This is a genomic window from Paenibacillus lemnae, assembly GCF_012933385.1.
Lineage (GTDB): Bacteria > Bacillota > Bacilli > Paenibacillales > Paenibacillaceae > Paenibacillus_AQ > Paenibacillus_AQ lemnae.
Genome location: NZ_JABBPN010000001.1, coordinates 58,278 through 72,664, shown reverse-complemented (window position 1 = coordinate 72,664; position 14,387 = coordinate 58,278). Strand labels below are relative to the sequence as shown.

Genomic DNA, 14,387 nt, shown 5'->3' with positions numbered 1-14,387 from the left:
ATAATTAAAGCGCAAGAAGCCTATCACTTCTTGTTTGCCTCATGACTACGACGTTCTACAGCTTCATCCAGTACCGACTGGATCGTATGCTCCCGCATGTACTGATGCATCTGCTGTTCCGCTCCCAGCATTACTTTCTCAATCAGACAATCTTTCCTTGCCAAATTTCTCTGTTCGTCCGGTGCAGACCCCTGCTCTACCAACAACTGATGCTGCTGTGAACTGGAATTTGAGCATTCGAACAGCTGCTGCCTTCCTTCAATCACTTGAATCACATCCAGAAACGAGATCTGCTCCGCCGGTCTGGCTAATTCATAACCGCCATTCACTCCGGGTACGGCACGTACGATTCCGTCCTGCCTTAGCTTGGACATGATTTTAGATAAATAACTTTCAGATACGCCAAGCGATCCCGATAGTTCCTTTATTCCAACATGATGGCTTCTCTCCGAGAGTCCCAGATGAATTAAGGCGTGCAGCGCATAATCTGTACTTTTAGAGAATTGCAAAATCCCCTCCCCCTTCACAAATGTTGTTGTCACTATTATGGATCTTTAATGTCTATAATAGTGGGTTTGTTTCTGAATTGAAATGTGCTACTTGAGCCTATGGAAACCACATTTGATCTGTTCTAGAGCTGGCACTTCATAAGCTATGTTTATTCACGCTTCACCAGAAGGACTCGCGGCGATCAAATTCGGGAGGTAGTTGTAAACTGAAAATTAAATAAACAACCGTATCAAGAAATATTTTATCTATTTTGTTCAACAAGGCCTAATATATATATTGTTCCATAATAAAAAAACATCAAGAACATAAGTACTGTTCTTGATGTTTTTTAGCTAAACCTACGAAAGTACACCCTTTTTTAACAAGAATTTGAAAGAGTTACTAACAATGTTACTTTCCCAAAACTGTTTATGATCTTTGTAAAAACACACTGAAATCCCTTTGGTTTCAAGATCAATATTCGATGGAATTTTAAAGCTGAAATAATCAAATTCCCGTCCGTTAAATGTTGCTTCTATATACCGATTAGAGGAGTTTCCATTAGAAAGTAACAAATCAAAAAGTATTTTCCCTTCGCATTCACTACCTAATGTATCTGCTACTTCGTCTAAATAATCAAGAGGGCTAAAATAACTTGTTGAGAGAACAAGAAATGAATAAGTTGAGTTATGACCAATTTTTTGTATCTCATAAGTCATCAATTCCAACCCTCCTTTTAACTAACTGCTGATTCCACCGGAAGTTTACTATAAGTTTCCTCAATTATCTGAAATGTTATATTTATTATACGATCCGCTTCTTGTTTTGTTTCCACAAGTCGAATATTGGCGTCAATTCCATCAGCATGAAATAGTCCATTTCTATGTTCGTTAAAATAATTAAATGATCTTTCAATTGCTGCACACGTAGCCTCACAATTTATAAGGGCTCTTTTATCTGGCCTTAAAAAATATTTCTGATCATGACAAAATATATGCTCATCAAACCCATTTCTCTTAGCAATTCGGATACCCTTCGTCAAGAATAATAATTTAATGTAGCCTTCTAATGCACGTAATACAGGGAAGAAACTAATTAAGATATTCTTGCTAAACATAGAAAATGCGAAACTAAGTAACCAGTCGCCGGTTCATTTCCGATAACTGGCTACTTAGACTTGGATCCCTGTCTAACAAACGAGGGAACCGGAGCGTTTTTTTAAAAAACTCAACAATAAAGCTACTTCTATTAACCAGAGGCTAAACCAGATCTTTTCGCCCTACTTATGGTACGGTTCCCCCCGATTAATCTTCACTGCGCGATACACCTGCTCCACCAGCACGAGACGCATGAGCTGGTGCGGCAGCGTCATACGCCCAAAGCTCAAGCGCTGCTGCGCGCGGCGCACAACGTCATCGGCGAGCCCGTGACTCCCGCCGATGACGAACACGACATGGCTCGTCCCATACGTGCCGAGCCTGTCGATCTCGGCGGCAAGCTCTTCCGAGCTCCAGAGCTTGCCGCCAATGTCGAGCGCGATCACATGCGCGCTCTCCTTGATCAGCGCGAGAATTCGTTCCCCCTCGCGTCCTTTCACCTGAGCGACCTCTGCCTCGCTCAGGCTATCCGGTGCCTTCTCGTCTGGCACCTCGAGCACCTGAAACTTCACATACGGGGCCAGGCGCTTCGCGTACTCCTGAATACCCAGCACCAAATACTTCTCCTTCAGCTTCCCGACTCCGATAATCTGTATCAACATAGGTCCATCCCCCTTAGATAAGTAACATTCACCACGACCAGCAGTCAACAAACTCCCCTATGCAAAAGGCTTAACCCTGTCGTAGCGCTATTATGTATATGAGTTTTCGCACACACTCCGTTATTGAACCCGCTCAACCGTATATCCTATATGGCCTTTCACACACGTTCCAGCCTTCTCACGCCAAATCACACATTCTATATGTTTCTACACACACGTTTCTTCAGACTAACTCCGCTCTTCAGCTGCCAAACTGCCCATCCTGTACGATTCTTCACACAAGTTCCGCCACCCCACCCACCAATCTGTACACTTTATACGATTTATCACACAAGTTACGCCACTTCACCCGCCAAACTGCTCATCCTGTACGACGTTTCACACAAGTCACACCAATTCGCCTATTCAGCAGCACATTTGTACGCCCGCTCACCACTCTCACCGGTCAACGCACTAGCCCAACGCCCCCACCGAAACACTCATCCTATCGGACTTTCTACTCATTCTGCTATTCTACCTACCAAACCGCCCATCCTGTACGATTCTTCACACAAATTCTGCCCTTACATCCACCAAACCGCACACTTTATACGATTTATCACACAAATTACGCGCGTCCACTCACCAAACGGCACATTTTGTACGACGTTTCACACAAGTCAAACCAATTCACCCACCCAGCCGCACATTTTATACGACGTTTCACACAAAACTCCGACAATCCCGCCCGCACACTACTCACACCACTCCACCGCACAACACAGCCACCCAAGCGCCCGCACCAACCCCAAAAGTTACCTTCCACACCCCCATATATAACAAAAAGAGCGCTGCATCACGCTCTTCATCCATACTATCTATGTCCCCGACTCGGGCTTTACATGGTCATCAGTAGTTAGCTTACGCACCACACGCCTAAACACAAACTTGACCGGATATAACGCCACAATAATCGCAATAACCTGGGTAACCGTTTGAACCCAGCCTGTCAGGTGCAGCACATCCTGGATCAGGGTTTTGGCGAGGTAGATCAGACCTACGACGGTGCCGACGGACAAAATAAAAGCAAGCACGCTCGCAGGCACCCGCAGACTGGATGACCACTTCACACGCTGCAACCACTCGCTTCTGCTTTCATTCATCACCAAGCACTCCCATGTACTGCCAAATCCGAACCGCGGGACATCTCTGCATCCATGATGGTTATCCCGTATAAGTTCACTCATGTTAATGGCCTTCTCCATATCGAGTTATGCCATCCTATAACTTCATCTCATTACCTTCAACTGGGCTCTTGGGCCCCTCATCACCTTAATCACACGACCAAAAATTCCGCATGCTTCTCACACTCCACGCACTTCACCGGGGGATCCCAATCCGAGAATTCGGTCTCCTTCAAATCGACGATATCCGGAGCATCTTCGAACTCATCCACGAAATTCTCAATGGCCAATTCCACATGTTCTTTGCATACGACGTACATGATTAGCATCCCTTTCTGTCTGTTCCATCATTGTGATGTGGTTGTGTCCAGCTTCTGCTGTTTTACAGTATGACCACTCTTCAGTTCTATCACACTCTACTTCAAAAAGAAACCTCCAACCATAAAGAAAGAGCGCCGCTGCGCTCTTTCCTACCCTTCCATGACATCATCCCCGCCCGCGTCACTGCCCCATACTCCTTCACACTCGCGGGGGATACTCCCATAACTTCTTGATTACTTACTTCCCTATCTACCTGCTTCTCTTTCCTCATTCCACACGTACCTAATACTTTTATCACATCCGCACCCTACTCCGCCGGCTTCTCCTCGAGCTTCACCTTCAGGCTCTGCTCCTTGCCCTCGCGGAAGAAGGTGACGTTCAGGCTGTCGCCAATCTTAGTTTCACGGTACAGGAACTTACGCAGCTCCAACGTTGTGGTGATCGGCTTGCCGTTGAACTTGGTAATCACATCGTTCAGCTGCAGGCCGGCTTTCTTCGCGGGTCCCAGGGAATCCAGGACCACGACACCGTCCTTCACGGTTGTTGGCAGCTTCAGATCCTTCAGATCCTGCTTGCTGAGCGGTGCGTAAGGATTGCCGAGGTCCACGGTGTATACGCCCAGATACGAGCGGGCTACCTTGCCAGTCAGCATAATCTCCTTCACGATCTCGGTAGCTTCATTCATCGGAATGGCAAAACCAAGTCCTTCCACGCCCGTCTCCGCGATCTTCATCGTGTTGATGCCGATGACGCGGCCATTCAGATCGACCAGCGCACCGCCGCTGTTGCCTTCATTGATGGCTGCATCCGTCTGGATAACCTCAGTCTCCCAGTCATAGACACCGTCCTGGTTCAGCGATACCGGGATAATCCGGTTCGTATAGCTGATAATCCCGGAGGTCAGGGAATCGCCAAGTCCGAGCGGATTGCCGATGGCAATCACCGTCTCGCCTAGACGCAGCTTGGAGGAGTCGCCCAGCTCCGCGACTTCGCCAATGCCTTTGCTGTCGATCGACAGCACGGCAAGATCGCTCACTTTATCCGTTCCGATCAGCACAGCCGGCTTCTTCTCGCCATTCACCGTAACCACTTCCAGCTTATCTGCGCCTTCCACCACATGATTGTTCGTCACTACATACGCTTTATTCTCGATTTTCTTGAAAATCACGCCAGAGCCCAGGGAGCTCTCCTCGACGGCACCGCCGAAGTCATCTCCGAATTCCCCTTCAAAATCAAACTCCTCGCCGAAATCAAAATCATCCGGCAGCTCTTCCAGCCATTCTTCATCCTCCGGAGCTGCCGGTTCTTCCGGCACGGTCTCTTCCTGCTCTTCTGGAAGAACGGGCTCCGGATCCATATGCGTAACGACGCTGACCACCGCAGGCCGAACCTTCGCAGCCGCATTCACCAGCCGCTCATAAGGATCGCCATTGGTCTGCGTAACAGAATGTCCGTTTATCGCTGCTGCACCTGTTGAACCAGACGAATGTCCAGTCAGCAGACTAAACAGCAGTACCGCAATCAATGCACTGCAGACCGAGCTGAGCGCCGATATCTGCAGCGTGGACAGTCCCTTGCGCCGGCGGCTGACCCGCCATTTCGTCGGGGCGGGGCTTTTCTTATCTTCCTTGTTTCCCCGTCTGGATATTTTCGTCGAATAAAAATCATCATCAAACAATCCCATGTTCATCCATCCCCCTTTCGACCTGTCCAAAGGTGTATACCTTTATAACACTTATGCAGCTGAAAAAGTTGCAATAAAAACAGACTTTTATTCAATACGTCATACATTATTTTTGGTCGCATGCAAAAACCTCTACATCTTTATACCACCGTTCCCCGCCTGGTAAGCGTCTATTTTCAGATAACTTTCGAAAAAGATCATTTTTTACGAAAAATAAGCCAGTTTTCCACAAAAAGGAGAACGAAATAAACATACCGCTGTTCCGGCATGCTCATTCTGTGCCATATAGCATTTTTATTCGCTGGCCGATCTCTTGCTTAACCTCGTTCATTGTACCACAACCGCAGGGGTTTTCACCTGTTTTTATGTGTCTGATTGGCGTACGATTTCAAGAAAAAACCAAGCTGGAATTCAGGCACATCTTTCCTAGCAGAAACGAACTTGTATTCCCTCATAGTAAAATCCACATTCTGTAATAAAATTTTATTATAGTTAAATCTGTTGAAGTATTATTTCAACACAAATATAATAATATAATCTAAGTTGTAAACGCTTTCTTACTTCTCATGTCAGGTTATCTCTTGTCTTATATCTCGAGAAAGTTGGTGACCGGTATGTTTCCTCTCCCCAAGCTGAAATCGCTGCGGGCCAATCTGTTCTGGCGGCATTTTGCCAATTATTTTGTGCTGATCCTGATTCCTGTCATTGTCGCCAGCATGCTGGCCCATGTGCTGGTCGTACGGCTGATTGAAGAGGATGCCCGCAAGCTGAGCGATGTGATTATGAGCCAGTTCACAAAGCAGGCTGACACAGAGCTGAACACCCTGAAGACCAACATGATCAACATGCTCAGCATGTCCAGCATCCGCAGTCTGCAGAAAGAACAGGCCAGGGATTCCTCCCTGGACAATACGGAGCGCTCCGAGATGATTCATGGGCTTCGCAAGCAGCTGATCAAGCTGCAGGCGGATGAGCTGGTGTCCAAGGCCTACCTCATATTTCCCCAGCACGATCTGGTCATTGACGCCGAGACGTACACCAGCAAGTCGTACTACTTCAATCTCCAGCATCCGCTGTCACAACAGGACCAGAATCAGCTTTTCTCCCGTCTGGCCGGTAAAAAAATGATGGATTTCCTGCCGGCCCAGGGTCAGGATCTCCCTGCACTCATGAGCTATCCCTTCAATTCGGATACGCCGGATGCTTACCTGGTCGTCAACCTGAACGGAAGCCGGCTGCAGCAGCTGATTGATGTGAAGCAGGAGTGGGCGGCAGGCACGGCCATCCTCGGCCGGGAAGGACAGGTGCTGCGGCAAGCCGGAGGGGAGAGCGCCTGGGACGTCATTCCGCGTGAACTGCTGTCCGCCATCAGCGGTCAAAATTCACTGTTTAATGTAGCCGGTGATAAGGCAGTCTCGCTGGTCCCCTCCACATTCGATGATTCCTGGTCCTATCTCAGCGTGATCGACCTGAACACCCTGATGAAGCCAGCGCACATAACGCGGCTCGTCAGCTGGATGTTTCTGCTCTTTTTTCTGGTCGTCGGCAGTATTGTCTCCTACTATCTGAGCCGGCGGATTTACAAGCCTATTATGGAAATTAAGGAAGGCCTCGCCTGCCAGTCCAATCAGATAACACAAGCGGGCAGCCGGAATGACTTCGACGTCATCAAGCGCTACTCGAAGCTGATCTTGACCGAGAACCAGCAGCTTTCCCAGCGTGTCAACGGCATGACACCGATTGTGCACGAGCATTTTCTGACGAAAGTGCTCCAGGGACAGTTTCGGGATCCGCTTTCCATTGAAACGTATGCCCAAGAGATCGGCTTTTCCTACAATCGCAAGCCTGCCCGTACGGTCCTGTGTGTCGCTTTTCATGTAGAGCCCATGTTCACGGTCCTGTCTGAGTCGTCCAAATCCTTTCTCATGACCGAGCTGAAGGAGCGGATGTGCGCGCTGGTGCCGCTGGAGCTGTGGCTGTGCCAGAGCAAGCCGGATATGCTGGCCGTCATTATGCACCATGACCCGTTTCTGCAAATGTCCCCGGAGGAATGTGCCGATATTCTAAAATTGGCGCTGCAGCTTTACAGCCAGTATTTCAAAGCGACCATCGGGGTCGGAAGCACGGTTCACCATTTGGAGGAGCTGCACCAGTCCTATGAACAGGGATTCTCCGTTCTGCAGCGCAGACGTCTTCACTCCGGTGTGGAAATCTGCTCTGCGGCCAGCCATCCGGAGGCTCCTTATGACAGCTTCCTCTCGCTGCAGGACATTAACCGCATGCTGAACCAGGTGCAGAGCCGGGAGTACGACAAGGTGCTGCATACCGCCCTGCAGACCCTGGATCAGGGAGCGGCCGCGAATGCCACAGCTCTGCAGATCAAACAGCACTGCACCGACATGCTGAATACGTGGATTCGTGCGGTGGAGCATGAGCGGAAGGATTTTGACGTCCTCTATTATGCCGGATTGTTTGAGGAGATGAACCGGTGCATGACGATGGAGGAGCTGAAAACGACCTTGGGCAGCATCCATGCCCTGCTCTTTCCTCTTCAAGAGCCGGCAGACGAGAAGCCGCAGAAATTCGCGGACATTGTGGCCTATATCCACGAGCATTATGACCAAGAGCTGTCAATTGAGCATTTTGCCGGGACACTGAACATGTCGGTCGGTCACTTCAGCCGCACGTTTAAGGAAGAGGTCGGGGAGAAATATGTAGAATACCTTGCCCGCTACCGTCTGATGAAAGCCAAGGAATTGCTGCGGGAGACCGATCTGCGCATTGATGACATTGCCGGTAAGGTCGGTTATTGGGGCCGCAACTCGTTCATCCGCATGTTCCGCAAATACGAGGGCATTACGCCCGCGAAGTACCGGATGCTGCACCAGTAAAGGGATGACTCCTTTTTTTCGGGAGTCTCTTTTTTTTCGAAAAAGGTCCTTTTTTCCCGCTCCCACAGGCTTTGCAAAAAAAGCACCCTCCCCCAAATATGCCGTCTTTACGCCCCTCTCTGCCCTGCTTATAGTTAGGCCATCAAGGTCGAGCCCAAAGAGCAGCAGACCATCATGAAGGGGGTTGCGTGGTGACTAATAAGAGATCACTGTGGTCCATGATGAAAAAGCACAAAATTTTGTACCTGCTGATGCTGCCCGGAATCCTGTACTACATCATCTTCAAGTACATTCCGATGTACGGCATCATCATCGCTTTTCAGGACTATTCCGTCGGCCGCGGCATCCTGGAGAGCAAGTTTGTGGGGCTGAAGCATTTTATCGAATTTTTCTATGTCACGCCGGATTCATGGAAGCTGATCCGCAATACGGTGATGCTCAATGTGTATGATCTTCTGTTTCATTTTCCGGCACCCATTATCCTGGCCATACTGTTTCACGAAATTCGCAGCAAATTTTTCAAACGGTTCGTGCAGAGCATCAGCTACATGCCGCATTTTCTGTCTACCGTCGTCATTGCGGGCATTCTCGTTACATTTCTGTCCCCCACGACCGGTGTCGTCAATCACTTTTTGGTCCGGGTATTCGGTATGGAGCCGATCATGTTCCTCGGGATTCCGGAGTGGTTCCGGAGTGTCTACGTCGGTTCAGAAATCTGGCAAAAAGTCGGCTGGGGCACGATCCTGTACCTCGCTGCGATTGCAGGCATTGATCCAACCCTGTATGAGGCGGCCAAAATGGACGGCGCAAACCGCTTCCAGCAGGTGCGTCACATTACGCTCATCGGCATGCTGCCGGTCATGATTATTTTGTTCGTGCTCACGCTGGGCAATTTTATGGAAACCGGATTTCACAAAATCCTGCTCCTGTACAACTCCATGAACTATGAGACATCAGACGTCATTAACACCTTCGTGTACCGGCGCGGGATTCTGGATGCCGACTTCAGCTTCGCCACCGCTGTGGGACTGTTCCAGTCGGTCATCGGCTTTGTCCTGATTGTCGCTGCGAACCGGATTGTCCGTAAATATTCTGCGACGAGTCTGTGGTAGAGGGGGAAAAACCAATGAAAATCAAGGAAAGCCTGGGCTCCAGAGTGTTCGATGTGTTCAATACGCTGCTGATGCTGGTGCTCGTCGTCGTTATGCTGTACCCGCTTGTCTACGTGTTTTCTGCATCCATCTCGAACAATGCGCTGGTCGCCAGCGGCGAGGTGCTGCTGTGGCCCAAGGAGATCACACTGATCGCCTATGAGCAGCTGGTCTATAACCCGGATCTGTGGATGAGCTACTGGAACACGATCCGCTACACGGCAATGCAGGTGTTCCTCAGTCTGCTGGTCACGTCAGCCATGGCCTATCCACTCGCCAAAAGATGGCTGCCCGGCCGCCGCATCATTCTGCTGCTGGCTGCATTTACGCTCCTCTTCGGCGGAGGCATGATTCCGACCTTCCTCGTCGTGCAGAAGCTCGGCATGCTGGACACCCTGTGGGCTGTTATCCTGCCTTCGCTGGTCAGTACCTGGTATCTGTTCATTATGCGGACGTTCTTTGAAGGGCTCCCTGAGGAACTGGAGGATGCGGCCACTATCGACGGCTGCAGTTCCTTCCAGGTGCTGCTGCGGATCGTGCTGCCGCTGTCGATGCCGGTCATGGCCACGATCGGGCTGTTCACGGCGGTCAATCAGTGGAATGCGTTCTTTGATGCACTGATCTATCTGAATGACCGGGATTTGTATCCGCTGCAGATCATGCTGCGCAACATTCTCATTGCCGGCACCAACGTACAGGGCGAGGGTGACCTCAGTCACCTGGAGACGCTGAAGTACGCCATGATTATGATTGCCACAATTCCGATTCTGTGTGTGTATCCGTTTCTCCAGAAATATTTTGTCCAGGGCACCATGATTGGCGGAATCAAGGGCTAGTTGTCTTGAGGTCCCGTCCATCTGCTGATATACCGCACTACAGGTTAGCAGGTTTGCAGGTTTGACCCATATCTGATCCAAAGGGAGGCTGTTTTATGAAAAAGAGAGGCTTAAGCATGATCCTTATGGCTGGACTGCTGTCTGGTCTGCTGGCAGGTTGTTCCGGGGGCGAAAGCGCCGGCGGCAGCAGTGATCCGAACAAACCGGTGACGCTGTCCTGGCTGGTGTATGACCGGGTGGAGGGCAAGGTGCGGGACGACTGGGAGATTTTCAAGGAGCTGCAGGAGAAAACCGGGGTCAAGGTGGATTTTCAGATCGTGAGCCAGGAGGGTCTGCAGGAGAAGAAGCAGATTATGATCGCCACGAACTCCGTGACCGACATTATGCAGGTGGATACGCAGGAAGGCCGGGAGCACGGGCCGGAGAAAGTCTTTTTGAATCTGAATGACTATCTGGATGGGGCACCGAATCTGAAAAAATTCTTCGAGGATTATCCGGAAGCCAAGGCTGTCGCCACCGGCGCAGACGGCGGAATCTACAGCGTGCCTGTCATTGAAGGCGATGCCGAAGGCAAAGGCTTTAACTTCATCTGGTACACCCGGAAGGACCTTATGGACAAACATGGTCTGAAAGCGCCGACGACGACGGATGAATTCTACGAATTCCTGAAGGCCTACAAGGAAAAGGAGCCGAATTCCTATCCGCTGATCTCGAACGCCATCGTGGGCGATACGGGCTTGTATACCGTGATGGGGCGGGCTTTTACCGGCATTCAGGGCTTCTTCAACATCGACCCGGCCACAGGCAGCTACGCTTTCGCACCATATCATGACGGCTATAAAGAATCGCTGATGTTCCTGAACAAGCTGTATACCGAGAAGCTGCTGGATCCGGAATATTCGCTGCTGACGCAGGCGCAGTGGGAAGAACGGATTCTGACCGGCAAATCGCTCGTCACCTACTTCTGGAAGGCCGATCTGGAATCGCTGACCGATAAGGCCCGTAAAGCGGGCGCTGCGGACTACGAGCTGGATGCCATTCCGATGTTTGCCGCAGACGGCGTGAAGAATTATCAGTACTCCCGTCCGGTGATCGGAGGCGTGGGCCGTGCCATCTCGGCGAAGGTGAAGGACAAGGAGCGCGCTGTGCAGTTCCTGGATTACCTGAAGAGCGAAGAAGGCTCGAATTTACTGTCCCTCGGCATTGAGGGCAAGACGTATACGATCGAAAACGGCCAACCGGTCTTTATGAAGGAGTTCGGCGCTTCTCCGTTCAATACGCTGCGCAAGGACTGGGGCGTCTGGTATGACCTGATTACGCTGAACAACGCCAAGTCCCGCGAAGTATGGGAGCGCGGTTTGAGCGACAAGAGCAAGGAGATCAACAAGCTGTATGAGCCGTTCATTCTTCCGGCACCGAAACAGATCGTCAAGACCGAAGAAGAGATGGAGCTGGAGAAATCCAAGCTGAACAACTTGAACAAGTTCCTGGAGCAGCGCCTGACCGAGTTCGTCACCGGCAAAACGCCAATGACCGATGAAGCTTACCAGCAGTTCCTGGACGAGTGCAAGAAGCTCGGCGCGGATGATCTGCTGAATATGTATAATACCGCCTATGACCGCACGTACGGCGGGAAATAACGCTTAACTAGGTCATGGATGCACGGTATACAGCGGATGTTCAGCCAGAACGTCCGCTGTGTACGTCCGGTGCACTTGATCAGAACGCTTGATCGGACCGCCTGCTGTGCATCATGAAGCCGCTTGGTGTGCTTGATCGGGTTGTTTGATCGGGTTGTACGGAGTGCATATGATCGAGTGCTCAGTTTGCTTGATCTGGCAGCCCAGTGTGCTTGATGGGTCCCTGCTGCACATGATCGAGTCACTCGCTGTGCATGGTCGGGCCGCTTGGGTACATACGCTTGGTGCACACGCTTGGTGCGCACGCCCAGTCGCCGGTTAGCCCTCGCGGTGCGGCGCCGCTGTAACGTTGTCCGTCCCTAAACTTTTATCCTGGAGGTGTTCTCATTGTCCCGTCCCTTGAAAGTCATCGACGCTGATGTGCATAACGAGCAAGATGATGCCGCCTTGGTCCCCTACCTGCCAGAGCCTTGGCGCTCCCGTGTGGCGAAGTCCGGTGTTGGCTATGCCGGCTCCGGCTACTACTCGCCTGTGGGCGTGATGAAGAAAGACGCGATCCCGCCGGGAGGCGGCAAAGCCGGAAGTGACCCCGATCTTATGGTTCAGCAGCTGGTGGAACGTTACGATGTAGAGTATGCCGTCCTGACCGGTGTCGTATATAACATCTCGGCTACACACGATCCGGATTTCGCCGCGGCGATCTGTTCGGCCTATAATGATTTTCTCATGAACGAATGGCTCGGCCGCCACCCTGCATTCAAGGGAGCCCTGGCCGTGTCCACCTTGGACCCTGCGCTCGCAGCCAGGGAAATCGACCGTGTCGGCAGCCACCCGGACATCGTGGAGGTCATCATCTCCAGCGCGGCACGTATGCCCTTGGGCCACCGCTTCTATCATCCGATTTATGAAGCGGCAGCACGCAATGGCCTGCCTATAGCCGTGCATCCCGGGGCTGAGGGTGCCGGCAGTTCTACCGCTCCTACCTCCGTCGGGTATCCCGCGAGGTATATTGAATGGCATACGAATCTGTCGCAGACCTTTATGGCCCATCTCGTCAGCATCGTGACCGAAGGCGTATTCGTGAAGTACCCCGAGCTGAAGCTCGTCCTCGTTGAGGGCGGCGTATCCTGGCTGCCGCCGCTCATGTGGCGGCTCGATAAGAACTATAAAGCGCTGCGCTCCACCGTTCCCTGGCTGACGAAGCTTCCCAGCCAATACATCCGGGAGCACTGCTTCCTGACCACACAGCCGATTGAGGAGCCGGAGAACCCGCAGCACCTGATCGACCTGTTCAATATGTTCGATGCAGAGAACATGCTGCTGTATTCCAGCGACTATCCCCACTGGGATTTCGATGATCCCGGCATGATTCTGCGCAAGCTGAGTCCCGAGGCCAAGCAGAAAATTTTCTATGATAATGCCAAGAAGCTGTACAAACTTTAGGCTGGTCGTTGGTTGTTGTTGGCTGGTGACTGCTTGATGTTGGATGCTGGCTGCTCGTTGCTAGTTGGTGGCTGGCTGTTAGTTGCTGGTGGCTGGTGGCTGGTGGCAGCTTGATGCTTACTGCTGACTGTCTGCGCCCCATTTTTAAAACACATTAAGATAACTTTCGGCTCTAACGGACATTCAGTCCGTTAGAGCCAATAAAACCGATGTTTCTAATTTTTAACGGACATTGAGTCCGTTAGAGCTACAAATCATGCTAGAAAAGGGCTCTTTGAGCAATCTAACGGACTGTATGTCCGTTAGATTGGGAACAGAGCTCAAATCGACACTCTAACGGACTGAGGGTCCGTTAGAAGTTGCTGATTACTATTGACTGTCAGTTGCTGGTTGCCGTTGTTTGCTGGTTGCCGTTCGCTGATTACTGTTGGCTGTCTGTGGCTGTCAATTGCGAGTTTTTGCTGCTTGCTGCTGACTGTCTGCGCCCCATCTTTTAAACACATTAAGATAACTTTCGGCTCTAACGGACATTCAGTCCGTTAAAAATTCCAAGTCACCAGGAGGGTACGACTAAACTGAACCAAAGGTCATTCCACCTCTAATTAACATGGTGAGACATTCCCCTGAAGGGAGGGTTCATATGGCGGTTCATATCGTAGCCAGAAGTGAGGATGTGCCGGAGGGCGGCCATCTGCTGCTCCAGCTGGAGGGCCGGGAGATTGGATTGTATCGTGTGAATGGTGAGTTCTTCGCCCTGAACAATTACTGTCCGCATCAGGGTGCGCCTATGTGCGCCGGGTATGTGTCCGGCACCACGCTGGCATCCGGGGTGTATGAATATCAGCATGGGCGCAGCGGCGAGATCATTCGCTGCCCGTGGCATGGCTGGGAATTTGACATCAAAACCGGCCTGTCCCTGTTCAGCAGCCGCGTCCGCGTGAAGATCTATAAGGTTATCGTCGAGGACGACCAGATCGGCATTGTGTTCGGAAAATGAGCAATAAAAGCCC

13 protein-coding genes are annotated in these 14,387 nt (G+C 51.0%); 6 read left to right on the top strand and 7 right to left on the bottom strand.

All coding sequences use genetic code 11. The annotated features are described in order from the left end of the window. Positions 1–23: 23 nt before the first annotated feature. The 7 genes from HII30_RS00340 to HII30_RS00310 all read right to left on the bottom strand — a co-directional run bounded on the left by HII30_RS00340 (position 24) and on the right by HII30_RS00310 (position 5,416). Positions 24–509: an RrF2 family transcriptional regulator gene (locus HII30_RS00340; protein ID WP_169502939.1), complete on the bottom strand. Its 486-nt coding sequence runs from the start codon at positions 507–509 to the stop codon at positions 24–26. 339 nt (positions 510–848) lie between these two features. Beyond that, entirely contained in the window at positions 849–1,208 is a 360-nt protein-coding gene (locus HII30_RS00335) for a type II toxin-antitoxin system RnlB family antitoxin (protein WP_246245921.1), read from the bottom strand. Positions 1,209–1,225: 17 nt separating this feature from the next. Then, a complete protein-coding gene (locus HII30_RS00330; protein WP_169502937.1) occupies positions 1,226–1,606 on the bottom strand; it encodes an RNase LS family HEPN domain-containing protein in 381 nt (126 codons plus the stop codon). Between the two features lie 162 nt (positions 1,607–1,768). Then, positions 1,769–2,248 carry a 23S rRNA (pseudouridine(1915)-N(3))-methyltransferase RlmH gene (gene rlmH / locus HII30_RS00325; RefSeq protein ID WP_169502936.1) on the bottom strand — a complete coding sequence of 160 codons (480 nt, stop codon included), beginning with the start codon at positions 2,246–2,248 and terminating at the stop codon, positions 1,769–1,771. An 857-nt stretch (positions 2,249–3,105) separates the two neighbouring features. Further along, entirely contained in the window at positions 3,106–3,474 is a 369-nt protein-coding gene (locus HII30_RS00320) for a disulfide bond formation protein DsbD (protein WP_169502935.1), read from the bottom strand. A gap of 89 nt (positions 3,475–3,563) precedes the next feature. Continuing rightward, positions 3,564–3,731 carry a CxxH/CxxC protein gene (locus HII30_RS00315; protein WP_169503248.1) on the bottom strand — a complete coding sequence of 56 codons (168 nt, stop codon included), beginning with the start codon at positions 3,729–3,731 and terminating at the stop codon, positions 3,564–3,566. A gap of 308 nt (positions 3,732–4,039) precedes the next feature. Next, positions 4,040–5,416, bottom strand: coding sequence for a S1C family serine protease (locus HII30_RS00310; RefSeq protein ID WP_169502934.1), 1,377 nt, complete (start codon positions 5,414–5,416; stop codon positions 4,040–4,042). Positions 5,417–5,982: 566 nt separating this feature from the next. Here HII30_RS00310 and HII30_RS00305 point away from each other — a divergent pair. The 6 genes from HII30_RS00305 (at position 5,983) to HII30_RS00280 (ending at position 14,374) form a co-directional block, all read left to right on the top strand. Then, positions 5,983–8,307, top strand: coding sequence for a helix-turn-helix domain-containing protein (locus HII30_RS00305; protein WP_246245889.1), 2,325 nt, complete (start codon positions 5,983–5,985; stop codon positions 8,305–8,307). A 218-nt stretch (positions 8,308–8,525) separates the two neighbouring features. Next, positions 8,526–9,419: an ABC transporter permease gene (locus HII30_RS00300; protein WP_169503246.1), complete on the top strand. Its 894-nt coding sequence runs from the start codon at positions 8,526–8,528 to the stop codon at positions 9,417–9,419. Positions 9,420–9,433: 14 nt separating this feature from the next. Further along, positions 9,434–10,294 (top strand): carbohydrate ABC transporter permease, encoded by an 861-nt coding sequence (locus tag HII30_RS00295; RefSeq protein ID WP_169502933.1) that lies wholly within the window; start codon positions 9,434–9,436, stop codon positions 10,292–10,294. Positions 10,295–10,389: 95 nt separating this feature from the next. Next, the gene (locus HII30_RS00290; protein ID WP_169502932.1) at positions 10,390–11,934 is read left to right on the top strand and encodes an extracellular solute-binding protein; all 1,545 of its coding nucleotides are present in this window, start codon (positions 10,390–10,392) and stop codon (positions 11,932–11,934) included. A 387-nt stretch (positions 11,935–12,321) separates the two neighbouring features. Then, positions 12,322–13,377, top strand: a complete 1,056-nt coding sequence (locus HII30_RS00285) for an amidohydrolase family protein (protein ID WP_211184346.1) — start codon at positions 12,322–12,324, stop codon at positions 13,375–13,377. 640 nt (positions 13,378–14,017) lie between these two features. Continuing rightward, positions 14,018–14,374, top strand: coding sequence for a Rieske (2Fe-2S) protein (locus HII30_RS00280; RefSeq protein WP_169502931.1), 357 nt, complete (start codon positions 14,018–14,020; stop codon positions 14,372–14,374). Positions 14,375–14,387: the final 13 nt, after the last annotated feature.